Raw genomic sequence first — 14,981 nt, 5'->3', positions numbered from 1 at the left:
GCACGAATCTTTCGCCGTGCGCCGTCAGGGACACTAAAGCAACTCTATGGATTTCGACGTCATCGTGCTGGGCGGGGGGATCGTAGGCGTCTCGTGCGCTCTACATCTTCAGGACCGCGGCCGCCGCGTGGCACTTGTGGACCGGCGCGCTCCTGGCGAAGAGACCAGCTTCGGCAACGCGGGGCTGATTGAGCGGGCCGCCGTGGTTCCGTACGGTTTCCCGCGGGACCTCAGAACGTTAATGCGCTTCGCAAAAAATCGTTCGACCGACCTGTACTGGGACTACCGTGCGGTCCCACATTTCGCAACGTGGCTTGCTCGTTTCTGGTGGGAATCGTCAGCCGAGCGATTGATGGCTGCCGCGCGGGACATGTTGCCGTTGATTGAGCGAAGCGTCACGGAACATGAGCGTTTGATCAAACGTGCAGAGCTTCAACATCTTGTGCGCGCTACGGGCTGGATAGACGCCTATCGCACGCCAGCAAAATTGGCGCGCGAAGCGGCGGCGGCCGAGGCCACGGCCGGTAGCTACGGTTTGCGCGTTTCGGTACTCGATGGTGCGACGCTCGCCGCGCGGGAACCAGGCGCGGCGGGCGGATTTTGTGGCGCGCTGCATTGGCAGGACCCGATGAGCGTCGTCAATCCTGGCGCGCTGACAAAGGGCTACGCGCGCCTTTTCGAAGCGAGCGGCGGAGTGGTGCTTGCTGGCGATGCTGCCACGCTAAGCGGACAAGCGGGCGCATGGACGGTCCAGACAACGTCGGGGCGAATCAGCGCAAAGGAAGCCGTGGTGGCGCTCGGTCCGTGGTCGGACTGCGTGTTCGCGCCGCTTGGCTATCGCATCCCTCTCCGCGTGAAGCGTGGCTATCACATGCATTACCGCCCGACCCGACCCATGCTCTCAATGCCGTTCGTCGATGCCGAGCAGGGCTATGTAGTGGCGCCAATGGAAGGGCGTTTGCGGCTGACCACCGGAGTGGAGATCGCGCGGCGCGACGCGGAACCGACGGGCATCCAGCTTGGAAGGGCGGAACGTTTTGCGCGGCCGAGCTTCGGTCTCGGCGAACGGCTCGATGACAGTCCATGGCTCGGCCTGCGGCCTTGCACTCCCGACATGCGCCCTGTGATCGGACGCGCACCGCGTCACACCGGGCTCTGGTTTGCCTTCGGGCACAACCACCACGGGCTGACGCTCGGCCCCGCGACCGGGCGATTGCTAGCGGAAATGATGACCGGGGCACCGACGTTTGCAGATCCGCATCCGTTCCGTGTCGAACGGTTCGGTCGTTAGCGCTAAGAAAACGCTTCTCCGCGATGGGCGGCGTGGCGAGATGACCGGATCGTTTTACCCCTTTCGGTGAAAACGGCTATTCGATGTATGTCCTGGGAGTACGAGATGAAGATCAAGGATTTCGGGGTTGAGCGTTGGATGGACGAGTATGAAACGAAATGCACCTATAACCTTGCGGAGACGTGCGTCGAGTCGCTGACGGTCGACCAGTTGCTCACGCTTGCACACAAGCAGGACAGCATCCTGGACGAGTTGCGCTCGCTGAAGCTCACCTATGGCGCGATTGAAGGGTCGGCGCGCTTGCGCGAAGCAATTTCGACAATGTACGACCATCAGTCACCCGAGAATGTGATCGTGACGCATGGCGCGATCGGCGGCAATGCGTTGGTGTACGAGACGCTGGTCGAGCAGGGAGACACCGTGATTTCAGTGCTGCCCACTTATCAGCAGCACTACTCGATTCCAGAAAGCTACGGTGCCGATGTGCGCATCCTGAAGCTGCGCGAAGAGAACGGCTTTCTTCCTGATCTCGCGGAACTGCGCAGTCTGGTGAATGACAGGACACGGCTGATCGCAATCAACAATCCTAACAATCCGACCGGTTCGTTGATGGACGAGAAATTTCTAACAGAGGTGGGAAACATCGGGCGCTCGTGCGGCGCGTATGTTTTGTGCGATGAGGTTTATCGCGGCACGGATCAGCAGGGCAGCGGCTATACAGCGTCGATGGCCGACCTCTACGAGCGCGGCATCAGCACGGGCAGTATGTCGAAGACGTATTCGCTCGCCGGACTGCGTCTCGGCTGGATCGCCGGGCCGAAAGATCTTATCCGCTCGGTAGCGATACATCGGGACTACAACACCATCAGTGTCGGGATGATCGACGATCATTTTGCCTCGATCGCGTTGGAGAATCGCGCGGCCATTCTTGCCCGCAACCAGGACATCGTGCGGACGAACCTTGCTATCGTGGACGCGTGGATCGCAAAAGAACCCGCCATCAGTTATCTAAAACCGAAGTCCGGAACGACTGCACTTCTGAAGTATGACCTGCCCATGTCGTCACGCGAGTTTTGCACTGCGTTGATCGAGCAGACGGGCGTAATGCTGACACCGGGTAGTGCGCTCGACATGGAAGGCTACGTGCGGCTTGGCTACGCTAACAACCGCAGCGCGCTTGAAGCGGGGCTCAGTAGGCTGTCGGAATTTCTCGGTCGTCAGAGTCATTGAGTTGGCGAGGTGCGCTAAATGGCGCCTCGGTGACCGTAGGGCCCATGGCATGCGAGCCTGAATGACTGGGCTAGTCAATGCGCAGCAGCAGTCGAGGTTCCGGGCAAGCAGAAGTGCCGCTGGCGTCGTTCACGTCGTCGAGCCTTTTCATATGCCGGATCACGTGGAAAAGATCGCGCATTGAATCGAGATCAATCAGTCTCACAAACGCAAAGGTCTCCTGATGGGCACGCATCCAGGGGCTCAGTGCGAGAGCCACGGCTTTTCGGCCTTCGTTCGTCACCACGAGCTGGCGCTTCCGTCGATCTCCTTCGTGGGCGATCGCGGAGATAAGCCCGCGGCGGAACAGTGGTGCCAGGTTGGCCGAGAGATTCGATCGGTCCATTTCCAGTTGCGCTGCCATGTCGCCCAAAACGAGTGGTTCACGTAGATGTAGCAAAGCGAGCATGCAGAACTGGGATGCGTTGACGTCCGTATGCCGCAGTGCTTCGTCGAAATGAGCCCCGAATGCGCGCATTGCGCGCTGGGCGAAAAAGTGGTTCAGCGCGAGCGCGAAGATCTCTTCGATTGCGGGCATCGAAGACTCGCAATTCTGACTTTCCATATCTGCGACTCCGGCCACCTTGCGATAAAAAAGACTTTACGCGAGCCCGAATGTTTTTCTCAAGCTTGCATCGACGGGGCCGGAGGGCATGAAGCGGCGCACAGTGCCAAACACGCGGCAACCTCGCCTCGCAAACTGTTCGGCTGTGGCGCGTCTGATGCCCGATGACACGCCGGTCACAACGACAACCGTGGAATTCGACATGAACAGCTCCGTTTGGTGAACTGATGGTGTTTAACGCGCGTCGACTGCATCCTGCGTTATCGGTTCGTAATGCGATGGCAGGTGATCCCGGCTCTTGTGCGAACCAGCAGGCCTGCCGGGGCGGATCTTGAACCAGATCGCGAACACGGCCGGCAGGAACACGAGTGTGAGAATCGTCCCGGCGAACGTGCCGCCGATCAGCGTGTAAGCGAGCGTTCCCCAGAACACCGAATGGGTCAGCGGGATAAAGGCCAGGATCGCCGCCATCGCCGTGAGGATCACCGGGCGCGCACGCTGCACAGTGGCTTCGACGACCGCATTGAACGGATCGAGTCCGGCATTTTCGTTCTGGTGAATCTGCCCGATCAGGATCAGTGTGTTGCGCATCAGGATGCCCGAGAGCGCAATGAGTCCGACCAGTGCGTTGATGCCGAACGGCTGTCCGAACAGGATCAATGTTGGCACCACGCCGATCAGGCCGAGTGGGCTGGTCATGAACACCATCACCATCGCGGAGATCGAACGCACCTGAAAGATGATGATGACCAGCGTGATCGCCAGCATGATCGGAAACAGCGGCAACATGGCGGTCGTTGCCTTGGCCGATTCCTCAATAGAGCCCGCCTGCTCGATGCGGTAGCCGCTGGGCAGCTTCGCGATGATCGGCTGAAGCTGCGTGGTGATCGCCGTTGAGACGTCCGGTGGCTGGAGGTTGTCGGCAATGTCGCCGCGTACCGTGATTGTCGGCACGCGGTCTCGCCAACGCGAGATCGGCTCCTCCATTCGTACATCGACCTTACCCACCTGCGACAGCGGAATACGCTGCCCGTTCGCGCCGGCCAGCGTGAAGTCGCCGAGCCGGGCAGGGTCGAGACGCACATCGCCGGCTGAACGCGCGATCACCTGCACGGTACGGATATCTTCACGCACGGCAGTGACAGGCGTGCCGGTGAGCAGGAACTGCAACTGTTGTGCGACGGCGCTGGACGTCAGTCCCACCGCCTGCAAGCGGTCCTGTTGCAAGACGAAATGCAACGCTGGTGAGCGCGTGCCCCAGTCGGTATTGACCGTGCGCATCATCGGACTCGCCTGCATCACCCGCTCAACTTCAGCCGCGATTCCACGCAGCTTGTCCGGGTCCGGACCGGTGACGCGATAGGCGACCGGGAACGGCGAATACGGCCCGAACACGAGTTGCGTGACGCGCACGCGTGCTTCGGGAACAAGACCGTCGGCGATGGCTCGACGCAGTCGCGCCTTCAATGCATCGCGTTCCTCCTGACTGTCAGTGCGGATCACGATTTTCGCGAACGATGGATCAGGCAGTTCCGGTCCCATGGCCAGGAAAAAGCGCGGCGCACCTTGCCCGACGTAAGCCGTGACAATCCTGGCTTCCTTCTGTGCGGACAACCATGCCTCCACCTTTTGCGTGGCGGCGCTGGTCTGGGAAATCGATGTGCCATAGGGCATCTGCACTTCGACCAGCACTTCGGGACGGTCGGAGATCGGGAAGAACTGCTTCTTGACCACGCCCATGCCGAGGATGGCGAGGGCGAAGAGGGCAACGACCGAACCGGCGACCAGCCATTTGCGGGCGATGACGCGCGTGAGCAGCTGACGGAAGCGGTTGTAGCGCGGCGTGTCATAGATTGCGTCGTGCCCGCCTTCGACCTTATTGAAGTCGGGCAGCATCTTCACGCCGAGATAGGGCGTGAAGACCACGGCCACGACCCAGGATGCAATCAGTGCAATGCCGACGATCCAGAACATGTTGCTGGTGTATTCGCCAGCGGTGGACCTCGCGAAGCCGTTGGGCATGAAGCCGACCGCCGTCACCAGCGTGCCCGACAGCATGGGTGCGGCAGTATGGCTCCAGGCATAGGCGGAGGCGGCCACACGGCTGTAGCCTTCCTCCATTTTCACCACCATCATTTCAATAGCGATGATCGCGTCGTCCACCAGCAGGCCCAACGCCAGGATCAGTGATCCCAAAGTGATGCGGTCGAAGTTCTTGCCGGTCGCAGCCATCACCACGAACACGACGGCCAGCGTCAACGGCACGGCGGCGGCAACCACCAGGCCCGCGCGCCAGCCCATGCTCACGAAGCTCACGAACATGACCACCAGCAGGGCGACGAAAAACTTGAGCATGAACTCGTCGACCGCCGAATGAATGTTGACGGCCTGATCGGTGACCTTCGTCAGACTCATGCCCAGCGGCAGCCCGCCGTTGATTGCGCCGACCTCGCTGTCCAGTGCCTTGCCGAGATCAAGCCCGTTCCAGCCGTCGCGCATGACGATGCCGAGCAGCAGCGCGGGTTCGCCGTTGTTGCGGATCAGGAATGTTGCCGGATCTTCATAACCGCGCTCGACGGTGGCAATGTCCGACAGCTTCAGCGTGCGGCCCTGCACGACGACCGGCGTGTCGCGGATCTTCTGCAGGTTGTCGAAGGCGCCGTCGAGGCGAATGAACACCTCCGGACCTTTGGTCTCCACCGAGCCGGCCGGCGTCAGCGCGTTCTGGCCATTGAGCGCGGCGAACACGTCTTGCGGGCTGACCCCGAGCGTTGCCAACCGGTCATGCGAGAACTGGACGTAGATGCGCTCGGCCTGCTCGCCGATGATGTTGACCTTCTTTACCCCCGGCACGTGGAGCAACCGCTGGCGCAGCGTCTCGCCATCGCGCACGAGCAGCCGTTGCGGTTCGCCCCGCGCTTTCAGTGCGAAGAGCGCAAACGTGACATCCGCGTATTCGTCGTTGACCATCGGGCCGATCACGCCAGCCGGAAGGTTGGCTGTCTCGTCGCCGATTTTTTTCCGGGCCTGGTAGAACTCCTCCTGCACTTCCGACGGAGGTGTGCTGTCGAGCAACGTCAGCGTTGTAAATGCCAGGCCGGGCCGCGTGTAGGTCTCGGTCCGGTCGTACCAGCGCAGCTCCTGCATGCGCTTTTCGATTTTCTCGGCGACCTGATCGTGCATCTCCTGCGCGGTGGCCCCCGGCCATACACTGACGATGGTCATCACCTTGATTGTGAACGCCGGGTCTTCGGCACGGCCCAGCTTGAAGAACGACAGGAGCCCGGCCAGCGATATCAGGCAGATCAGGAACAGGGTGATGGAACGCTCGCGCACGGCGAGCGCCGAGAGATTGAATCGGCCTTCGCTCACGGACGTGCTCCTTCGTTCGCCATCGCGACGGCCTGGCCGGACACGCGCACCTGCTCGCCTTCGCGTAGCAAATGGGCACCGAGGGCAATGACGCGATCGCCTTGCTTCAACTTACCGGACACGCGCGCACTGTCGTCGCCCAGGTGAAGGACCGTCACCGGCTGCCATGCAACCCTGGCCGGCTCGCCGTTGACGACCCACACGCCGGACCCTTTGCCCGCGTCGAGCACCGCGCCGATCGGCACCTGCATGCCGTCCTGTAGCGCCACACGTGCGTCCGGTATCTCGATCGTGACGGTCGCGCCTAGCGGCGCGTCGGCCAGCGCACCCTGCAACACGTAACGCGCTTCGAAAGTGCGGGTACGCGGATCTGCGGTATCAGAAAGCTGGCGCAGCGTGGCTGGCACGCTGGCGCCGCTGTCGCCGAACAGGGCCGCCTGGGCGACCGACCCGATGTCGGGACGCAGAGTTTCCGGAAGCTGGATCACCGCCTCGCGGCGGCCCGCGTGGGCCAGTCGCACCACGGGCTGTCCAGCGCTGACGACCTGGCCCGGTTCGGCCAGCGTTTCCATCACGACGCCATCGCCGTCCGCCACGAGATCGGCGTAGCCCGTCGCATTGCGCGCCACGTCGGCGTCAGCCTCGGCCGCGCTGAGCTGCGCCTTGGCTGCATCGGCGGCCGCCTTGGCCTGGTCGTAGGCCGAAGCCGAAATTGCACCCGTGCCGCGCAGGTCTCGATACCGCGCCTCATCCTGCGCGGTCTGCTGCGCTCGCGCCCGCGCAGCGGTGACCGCCTCCTGCCGGGCCTGTGCGGCCAGCTTGAGATCGATGGGGTCGAGACGCATCAGCAGCTGGCCGCGCCTGACCGTTTGGCCGGCGTCCACCCGCCGTTCGAGCACCTTGCCGGAAACACGGAAGCCCAGGTCGCTTTGGACGCGTGCCGCGACGGTCCCCGTGAATGAACGGGACGCGGGCACGGCGCGCTGGACGATGGCGGTGCGCACCAGTGGCACCTCGGTGCGCGGATCGGACGGTGCTTTTTCGCCGCAGGCCGCTAGCGCAAACGGCAGTGCACAGGCGAGTGCGGAAGTGGCGAGGCGACGCGAGAACATGAAAGTCCCATCGATGAGGTGATGAAGGACCTCATTATGGTTCTAGTGACCAGATCAGTCAATAGTCACAGCGCACGATCGCATTAGGGCGACAGACTTCGCAGTACCAGGCTGGACAGCTGTGCAGGCGCGACATCGGTGGTGTCGCGGTTGTACTGCAGAAGCAACGGGTTGAGATAAGGGCGCAATACCAGATAGATCGCCATCGCGGTTTCGTCCAATGGTGTCTTGCGCTCGAAGTCTCCGCTTTGCCTGCCTTCCTGCAGAATTTCCTGGAGCAACTGCTGAACACGTGCTTCATAGGCTTGCACGGCCTGCCAGTTCTCCGTGGCGGCCGAGGCTGCGATGTCGTATAGCTTGCGGTCCCGGAAAAACAGCCTGAGGCTCGCGTCGGTAAAGACTTTGAAGATCCGTCTTAGCTTCTCCGGCGGCAGATCGGTCTCTGCGACGGCTGTCCGCACCTCGCTTTCGATTTCGCGCAGGCAGTTGATGCAGATCATCTCGCCAATGGCCTGCTTGGACTCGAAGAACTTGTAGATATAGGCCTTGGAAAAACCGATTGCCTTGGCAAGGTCGGAGACCGTTGTTTTCTCGTAGCCATACCGGCTGAAGTGCTCGGTAGCGGCGGCAACGATCTGGTCCCGTACTTCGTGATCAGCCGGGCCGCGCGCGGGAACTGCGGAAGGCGTGGGAATGTTTTTCATGGACTCAGCATACAGGAATGGACAACTTGTGACTATTTGGTATTATAGTCACCATCAGAATCTCGTAGAGACGCTCATGCTACCCAAACATTTCCTTGCCGCGCTCATTGCTGCCAGCCTGTCGGCGGGCTGCGCTGTCGGTCCCGACTATAGCCGGCCTGATGTAGCCATGCCGGGCCATTTTCTCGGCCAGGCCGCGGTAGATCACCGTCAGGCGGCCGGGAGTGCGGACTTGATCACGTGGTGGACGGGTTTCGGCGATCCGCAACTTGCACGATTCATTACGCTAGCGCTGGAGCAGAACCTGGACCTCGCGCAAGCCGCCGCGCGCGTCTCGCAGGCGCGCGCGGGACTCGGGGCAGCGAATGCGGCGCTGCTGCCTTCTGGTAATGTCAGCGGCCAGGCGGCCCGGGTCTACCAGTCGGTTGAAACTCCGCTGGGACGTGTGCTGAATTCAACGCCCGGATTCGATCGCTACGGCAACGACTACGAAGCCAACCTCAGCGCGAGCTGGGAACTGGATGTGTTTGGCGGCCTGCGCCGCGGGCGGGAAGCGGCACTTGCCGACTATCAGGCTTCAGAGGCGGGCGAAGCGGCCACGCGCCTGGCTGTGGCAGCGCAGACTGCCGACATCTACATCACGATTCGCGGATTGCAGGCTCGTCTGCAGGTGGCCCGCAAGCAGTTGCAGACGCAGCAGGATTTGCTCTCGACCATCAACCTTTTGTACGGAAAGGGGCTGGCGGCCGATCTTCAGGTGAGCCAGGCCGAAGGCGCGCTGGCGCAGGTGAAGGCATCCATCCCGGTGCTGGAGGCCGGTCTCGATGCGGCCATGAACGCGCTGGACGTGATGCTGGGTGCACAGCCCGGCACGCATCGGGCGGAACTCCTCGACGGCGGCGATATCCCGGCCGCTCCGCGAATCGCGGGCACCGGATCGCCAGGCGAGTTGCTCAGGCGTCGCCCCGATCTGATCGTGGCCGAGCGGCGCCTCGCTGCATCGAATGCGCGTATCGGCGTGGCAATCGCTGAGTATTACCCCAAGCTGTCGCTCAGTGGATTGATTGGGAGCGCCACCTCTGTGGCCAGCGGAAACCTGTTCAGTAGCGGCGCCAGTCAGGCCGCTGGCGTGCTGGGTCTGCGCTGGCGTCTGTTCGATTTCGGCCGCATCAACGCGCAGATCGATGCAGCCAGAGGCCAGGACGCCGAGTTGCTCGCCGCATACCGGCTTGCCGCATTGCACGCAACGGAGGACGTCGAGAATTCTTTCTCTGCACTCGTGAAGCGCGAGGAGCAGGCCGCCGTTCTCGCGCAGGGTGTGAACTCGCTCGGCCGGGCGCGAGCCGCCTCGTTTGCGGCTTATCAAAAAGGTGTCGTGAGCCTGATCGAGGTCCTGCAGGCCGACGACAACCTGCTACGTGCCTCGGATGGGCGCGTGCAGGCGCAAACGGAATCAGCACGCGCAGCGGTTGCCGCGTTCAAGGCGCTCGGAGGAGGGTGGCAACCTACCGATCCTGGGGCCGTTGCAAGCCGATAGGACTATCGCTGCCATCGGCTGCAGGCGGCACTTCCGTTTGCAAAAGGCTTTCTCGGCACTTCGTGTTCGCTAATTCGCCAAGCGAACGCGCGTAATACGCCACTGCTTTACGCAGAATATCGTTTACTTCCTTGAGCGCCGCGTTCTCCCGTTCCAACTCATCGATGCGCTGAAGCCGTGTATCCATGTTAGCGATACGAAAGCGCCTGCGCCGACTGAAGCAGATCGTCCAGCATCGACTGACGGCGTTCGGGATCTGTGTCGCGGCCCGTCATGAAGCACAGCGCCGCGATCGGTATGCCCGCGCGGTCGCGAACGGGCGCAGCCATGCAAAGCCGGAACGCGTTGGACAGGCCTTCCGTGCAGCAATAGCCAAGCGCTTTGGCGTTCTGCACATCCCGCATGAATTCATCGAAATCGATGCGCACGCCGTTGTCGAGCACGAAGTCATCTGCAGGAATGAGCGTGCGGATGGCCTCGGCGCTCATGTGACCGAGCAGCAGGCGTCCGGTCGCGGTCCACGGAATCGGCACACGCACGCCGATATCCGAGCTGATGTTGAACGGCCGCGCACTGTTCTCCGATAACACGACCGAGTACTTGTTCCCTTCGAGCATGCACAACTGCGTGGTCTCGTCGTACTTGCGAACGAGTGCGAGAATAGACTGATGCGCACGGCTGATGAGGTCGTTGTGCGTCGCGTAGTCCGAGCCGTAGTAATGCATCTCGCGCCCGAAGAACACATTGCCATCCGCCGATGTTTCGAGCCAGCCCACTTCGGTGAGAATGGCGACGAGTTCGTAGATGCTCGAACGCGGCGAGCCGGTCGCTTCGATTAGCTCGCGCATCGTCATGGGCCGCTGCGCTTGATGCAGCTTCCTGAAGATATCGATGACACGGTCCACGCCTCGCGCGCGCGACGATTCCGTTACTGCCATTCATTCACTCTTCAATGATCGAGCACACGGCTGAGAAACTGCCGCGTGCGTTCGTTCGACGGGTTGACGAAGATTTGCTCCGGATCGCCTTGCTCTGCAATGACGCCCTTGTCCATGAACAGGACGCGATCCGCCGTCTTGCGCGCAAAGCCCATTTCATGGGTCACGACGACCATCGTCATGCCGTCGCGCGCGAGGCCGCGCATCACTTCCGTCACTTCGCCGACGAGTTCGGGATCGAGTGCGGATGTGGCTTCATCGAAGAACATGATGCCGGGTTCGACCGCCAGTGCCCGCGCAATCGCGACACGCTGTTGTTGTCCGCCCGACAACTGACTCGGATAATGCGATGCGCGATCCGCGAGCCCCACGCGGTCGAGCGAATCCATTGCGCGTTTGCGGGCATCGGCGGGCGACATGCCGCGCGCCTTGATCAGCGCGAGGGTGACATTGCCGAGCGCGGTCTTATGCGGGAACAGATTGAATTGCTGAAACACCATGCCGACGTGGCCGCGAATTTCGCGCGCGCGCTTCGGATCGTGCAGTGGCACTTCGTTGACCCAGACTTCGCCGGAGTCCGTCGTCTCCAGGCCGGCCATGATGCGCAGCACCGTGCTCTTGCCCGAACCGGATGCGCCGATCAGCACGAGTACTTCGCCTGCGCGCACGTCGAGATTGATGTCGTTGAGAACGCGCGTCGCGCCGAATGACTTGCTTACGCCCGACAGCGAAATGACGGGCTTGTTCTGAATGGAATCGCTCACGTAAGTCTCCGGCGGTCATGATGGCGCACCCACTGCGAAAGCGGGAAGCACACGACGAAATAGATCAGCGCGACGAGTCCGTAAATCTCGACCGGCTTGCCGACGCGATCCACGATCGCCTGGCCACCGTGCATCAGTTCGGACATGCCGATCATGCTGACGATCGACGTATCCTTGATGAGGGACAAATACTGCCCGACGAGCGGCGGCAGCACGATGCGTCCGGTCTGCGGTAACACGACCGAGGCGAAGGTTTGTGTGCGCGACAGGCCGAGAATCTGCGAGACTTCCCACTGTCCCTTCGGCACTGACTCGATGCCCGCGCGAAAGACTTCCGCGATATACGCGCCCTGATACACACTTAACCCGATCACGCCCGCGGCAAAGACATCGATTGCATAGCCGAAGTACGAGACGCCGAAGTAGATGAACATCAGCGTGATGAGCACGGGCGTACCGCGAAACAACTCCGTATAGAGCTTCGCGATCCGGTCCGTGCCCCACGGCCCGAACGAGCGCAACACCGCAGCGAGCAGGCCGATGAGCGTGCTCCCCACGATCGCCGCGATCGATAGGAGCAGCGTCGTCACGAGACCTTGCAGCAAAATTGACAGACTGTTTTCAGCAGTTCGAGTGACATGACTCAATCCCTCATGCACGATTCGCACGACGCAGCGTGAAGCCGGCCCAACGCATACCCGGCCTGACGATGAGCGGCGGATGAAACATGCGTGCACCGAGTTGACTGGCAATCCACGACAGCACATTGCTCAGCACCAGATATGCGACGAGCACGACCGCAAACGTCTGGACGTACAAGAGCGTGCGCGAATTGATGACGGTGGCGGTGCCGGTGAGTTCGGGCAACGCAATTGCCGACAACAGCGAAGTACCGAGCAACAACTGAATCAGATAATTGACGATGGCCGGATACACCGCACGCGCTGCCTGCGGCATCACGATCTCCTTGAAAATCTGCCCGCGTTCCAGCCCAAGAATGCCGGCTGCTTCAATCTGTCCGCGCGGCACCGATTGCATGCCCGCGCGAAATACTTCCGACAGATACGCGCCCACGTTCACGCCCAGCGCGATGACACCGGCCCAATATGCATCGAGCGCAACGCCCATCGACGGCAAGCCGAAGAACACGATGAAAATCTGCAGCAGCACCGGCGTATTGCGAATGGCTTCCACGTAAGCTCTCGCGATGAACCGCACGATGGCTGACGGCGACATGCTAGCAAGCGCCGCGATCAGACCGAGCGCGAGCGCCAGCACGAACGACAGCAACGTGACCTGCAAGGTCAGCCAGCCAGCCTTCAGAAACTCGGGGACGTAGCCCCACAGAGTCAGCCATTGATAGCTCATCTGCGCCTCCGCTTCAGAACTGCGGATTGAGCGGATATCTCGGATCGACGCCGAACCACTTCTTGTACAACTGCGCATTCAGCTTTGATGCATTGATGTTGAACAGGAACAGGTTCAGATAGTTGAGCCACGCCTGGTCGCCCGCCTTCACGCCGAACGCGTTGTACTCGAGCGGCACGAGTGCTTCGTTCGTCACGGTCAGTTCCGGATCGAGCTTCGCCTGATACGCAAGGAAGTTGTTGTCCTCGATCATCGCATCGGCCTGACCCTGCTTGACGGCGAGAATGGCCGCCTGCGAACTGTCATATTCCTGAATCTTGACGGGGATGCCCATCGAGCGGACTTCGTCGCCGTTGGTCGAGCCTTTCACCGTGGCGATGGTGCGCCCGTTCATGTCCTTCGCCGACTGGATGCCGCTGCTCTTCTTCACGAGCATCGCTTCGCTCGCGACAACGTACGGCGACGTGAATTCGACGACCTTCGCGCGTTCCAGGTTGCGCGTGAAATTGCAGAACACGACGTCGACCTTGGCGGTCTGCAGGTTCGGGATGCGGTTCGCGCTAGTGGTGTTCACGACTTCGAGCTTCACGCCCATTTGCTTTGCCAGTTCCTTGGCGAGGTCGACGTCATAGCCGTCCGCATTGCCGTCTTTGTCGTAGAAGCCGAACGGCGCGAACGTTAGGCAATCGCCAACGCGCAGCGTGCCGCGCTGAAGCACGGCTTGAAGCGTCGATGCAGGCGCCGCTGCCGCTGGGCCCTGCTCGGGCGTCGCCACTTTCGTGCAGGCGGAGAGCACAAGGAGTCCGCTCACAGCGGTTGCGGCAAACAGCAAGGCGGCCTTGGCGCCCTTGGTGGCGAGCTTCATGTTCAGGTCCTGATCGAGGGGTTGGTCTGAGAACCGCTCCCAGCGTGGCCTCGCGTTCGTGACACTTGCCGTCGAAGCACTAGGTTGTCCGATATACCGGACAGTTATCTGGCGAGCCGGATTGATGGCCCAGTGTTGGACGCTAAAAAGAGACGCGCAAGCAGCCAGAACCCTTATTGCTTCGGGAATTTTGTCGGGCTAGCTAACGATCGCGGTCGCGTGATCGATCGCTGATCCCACGGTGGCTCATCGCCGAACGCTTCTGCCAGATAGTCGACAAAGCGGCGCACTTTCTCCGGTATGCGCCGCGCGCTCGGGTACACGGCCTGGATTGCAAGTTCAGCAGCATGATATTTGGGCAAGAGCGCAACCAGCTCGCCCCGGCGAATATGCTCGCCAAACACAAACGTGGGGCCATATGCAATTCCAGTTCCTGCAACTGCGGTGGCGAGCAGCATTTGAGTGTTGTTGGCAGCCATTCTGCAGGGCCCATCGATCAAATGCGCGCGCTTCTTCGCGTCGAACAAAGTCCAGTCACCTGTCGACACAGCTTCGCTGAATGCAAGGCGCTGTGCGCGACGCAGATCATCCGGTGTCCGCGGCGTTCCGTGTCGCTTCAGGTAGGCAGGCGAAGCACACACGACCATTTTGCAAGGCGCGAGACGGCGTACCACAAGCCCCTCGTCGCGCAGGCGTCCGATACGGATCGCCACGTCAACGCCAGCATCGAGGAGATCGATATAACGATCTTCAAGCTGTATTTCCACATTCACTTCGGGATGATCGTCCAGGTAGCGTCCGACGACCGCACCCAAATGCATCGAGCCAAAAGTGACGGGAGCCGCAACGCGCAGCACGCCTCGCGCAGTGACTTGCGAGTCACTTGCCTCCCGGTTTGCTTCGTCGAAAGACTCGAGAATGCGCTTACAGCGTTCGTAGTATGTCTGCCCCGTATCGGTGAGACTCAGGCGGCGCGTTGTGCGATGAAACAGCCGCGCGCTCAGTTCCGTCTCCAGCGCACTGACATGCTTTCCCGCCATGGCTGCCGATAGTCCGAAGCGTCTCGCCGCTGCGGCGAAGCTGCCGTCCTCTACGGCGGCGACGAAAATACCAAGACTGGTCAATCGGTCCATTCGCCATTTCAATTCGATAATCGCGTTATCGACTGTACGTACGGAATAGGGAATTATCAAGCC

General features: G+C 61.3%; 12 protein-coding genes and 2 pseudogenes. 3 read left to right on the top strand and 11 right to left on the bottom strand.

All coding sequences use genetic code 11. The features are described 5' to 3' along the window. Positions 1 to 46 precede the first annotated feature (46 nt). A complete protein-coding gene (locus OH764_RS25365; RefSeq protein WP_498848942.1) occupies positions 47 to 1,291 on the top strand; it encodes an NAD(P)/FAD-dependent oxidoreductase in 1,245 nt (414 codons plus the stop codon). 105 nt (positions 1,292 to 1,396) lie between these two features. Further along, a complete protein-coding gene (locus tag OH764_RS25360; RefSeq protein ID WP_498848941.1) occupies positions 1,397 to 2,521 on the top strand; it encodes an aminotransferase in 1,125 nt (374 codons plus the stop codon). 70 nt (positions 2,522 to 2,591) lie between these two features. On the opposite strand, the gene OH764_RS25355 is transcribed toward OH764_RS25360, so the two are convergent. The 5 genes and pseudogenes from OH764_RS25355 to OH764_RS25335 form a co-directional block, all read right to left on the bottom strand. Further along, positions 2,592 to 3,098 carry a MarR family winged helix-turn-helix transcriptional regulator gene (locus OH764_RS25355; protein WP_498848940.1) on the bottom strand — a complete coding sequence of 169 codons (507 nt, stop codon included), beginning with the start codon at positions 3,096 to 3,098 and terminating at the stop codon, positions 2,592 to 2,594. A gap of 99 nt (positions 3,099 to 3,197) precedes the next feature. After that, positions 3,198 to 3,329: pseudogene (locus OH764_RS25350) on the bottom strand (oxidoreductase); the annotation flags it as partial. 30 nt (positions 3,330 to 3,359) lie between these two features. Then, positions 3,360 to 6,497: an efflux RND transporter permease subunit gene (locus tag OH764_RS25345; protein ID WP_498848939.1), complete on the bottom strand. Its 3,138-nt coding sequence runs from the start codon at positions 6,495 to 6,497 to the stop codon at positions 3,360 to 3,362. After that, a complete protein-coding gene (locus tag OH764_RS25340; RefSeq protein ID WP_498848938.1) occupies positions 6,494 to 7,609 on the bottom strand; it encodes an efflux RND transporter periplasmic adaptor subunit in 1,116 nt (371 codons plus the stop codon). The genes OH764_RS25345 and OH764_RS25340 overlap by 4 nt, the downstream gene beginning before the upstream one ends. Positions 7,610 to 7,692: 83 nt before the next feature. Continuing rightward, positions 7,693 to 8,313 (bottom strand): TetR/AcrR family transcriptional regulator, encoded by a 621-nt coding sequence (locus OH764_RS25335; RefSeq protein WP_498848937.1) that lies wholly within the window; start codon positions 8,311 to 8,313, stop codon positions 7,693 to 7,695. Positions 8,314 to 8,389: 76 nt separating this feature from the next. Between OH764_RS25335 and OH764_RS25330 the strand changes: the two genes are divergently transcribed. Beyond that, the gene (locus OH764_RS25330) at positions 8,390 to 9,850 is read left to right on the top strand and encodes an outer membrane factor lipoprotein domain-containing protein (protein ID WP_498848936.1); all 1,461 of its coding nucleotides are present in this window, start codon (positions 8,390 to 8,392) and stop codon (positions 9,848 to 9,850) included. Positions 9,851 to 10,038: 188 nt separating this feature from the next. Here OH764_RS25330 and OH764_RS25325 read toward each other — a convergent pair whose 3' ends face one another. The 6 genes and pseudogenes from OH764_RS25325 to OH764_RS25300 form a co-directional block, all read right to left on the bottom strand. Further along, on the bottom strand, positions 10,039 to 10,788 hold the full coding sequence (locus OH764_RS25325) for an IclR family transcriptional regulator (protein ID WP_498848935.1): 750 nt from the start codon (positions 10,786 to 10,788) through the stop codon (positions 10,039 to 10,041). An 11-nt stretch (positions 10,789 to 10,799) separates the two neighbouring features. After that, complete coding sequence (locus OH764_RS25320) at positions 10,800 to 11,552, bottom strand: amino acid ABC transporter ATP-binding protein (protein ID WP_027778483.1); 753 nt, start codon at positions 11,550 to 11,552, stop codon at positions 10,800 to 10,802. Then, positions 11,549 to 12,192: pseudogene (locus OH764_RS25315) on the bottom strand (amino acid ABC transporter permease). The gene OH764_RS25320 and the pseudogene OH764_RS25315 overlap by 4 nt, the downstream one beginning before the upstream one ends. 11 nt (positions 12,193 to 12,203) lie before the next feature. Then, the gene (locus OH764_RS25310) at positions 12,204 to 12,920 is read right to left on the bottom strand and encodes an amino acid ABC transporter permease (protein WP_498848934.1); all 717 of its coding nucleotides are present in this window, start codon (positions 12,918 to 12,920) and stop codon (positions 12,204 to 12,206) included. A 13-nt stretch (positions 12,921 to 12,933) separates the two neighbouring features. Beyond that, positions 12,934 to 13,785 carry an ABC transporter substrate-binding protein gene (locus OH764_RS25305; RefSeq protein WP_027778486.1) on the bottom strand — a complete coding sequence of 284 codons (852 nt, stop codon included), beginning with the start codon at positions 13,783 to 13,785 and terminating at the stop codon, positions 12,934 to 12,936. Positions 13,786 to 13,958: 173 nt separating this feature from the next. After that, positions 13,959 to 14,918, bottom strand: coding sequence for a LysR family transcriptional regulator (locus OH764_RS25300; protein ID WP_498848933.1), 960 nt, complete (start codon positions 14,916 to 14,918; stop codon positions 13,959 to 13,961). Positions 14,919 to 14,981: the final 63 nt, after the last annotated feature.

Origin of the sequence: Burkholderia sp. M6-3 (assembly GCF_050858985.1) — a bacterium.
GTDB classification, from domain to species: Bacteria; Pseudomonadota; Gammaproteobacteria; order Burkholderiales; family Burkholderiaceae; genus Paraburkholderia; species Paraburkholderia caledonica.
This window is presented reverse-complemented; position numbering and strand designations above follow the sequence as displayed.

What these genes read in the sequence shown, in the direction of transcription:
- OH764_RS25365 (WP_498848942.1), top strand. Translation starts at nt 47, where the DNA reads ATGGATTTCGACGTCATCGTGCTGGGCGGGGGGATCGTAGGCGTCTCG.
- OH764_RS25360 (WP_498848941.1), top strand. Translation starts at nt 1,397, where the DNA reads ATGAAGATCAAGGATTTCGGGGTTGAGCGTTGGATGGACGAGTATGAA.
- OH764_RS25355 (WP_498848940.1), bottom strand. Translation starts at nt 3,098, where the DNA reads ATGCCCGCAATCGAAGAGATCTTCGCGCTCGCGCTGAACCACTTTTTC.
- OH764_RS25340 (WP_498848938.1), bottom strand. Translation starts at nt 7,609, where the DNA reads ATGTTCTCGCGTCGCCTCGCCACTTCCGCACTCGCCTGTGCACTGCCG.
- OH764_RS25335 (WP_498848937.1), bottom strand. Translation starts at nt 8,313, where the DNA reads ATGAAAAACATTCCCACGCCTTCCGCAGTTCCCGCGCGCGGCCCGGCT.
- OH764_RS25330 (WP_498848936.1), top strand. Translation starts at nt 8,390, where the DNA reads ATGCTACCCAAACATTTCCTTGCCGCGCTCATTGCTGCCAGCCTGTCG.
- OH764_RS25325 (WP_498848935.1), bottom strand. Translation starts at nt 10,788, where the DNA reads ATGGCAGTAACGGAATCGTCGCGCGCGCGAGGCGTGGACCGTGTCATC.
- OH764_RS25310 (WP_498848934.1), bottom strand. Translation starts at nt 12,920, where the DNA reads ATGAGCTATCAATGGCTGACTCTGTGGGGCTACGTCCCCGAGTTTCTG.
- OH764_RS25305 (WP_027778486.1), bottom strand. Translation starts at nt 13,785, where the DNA reads ATGAAGCTCGCCACCAAGGGCGCCAAGGCCGCCTTGCTGTTTGCCGCA.
- OH764_RS25300 (WP_498848933.1), bottom strand. Translation starts at nt 14,918, where the DNA reads ATGGACCGATTGACCAGTCTTGGTATTTTCGTCGCCGCCGTAGAGGAC.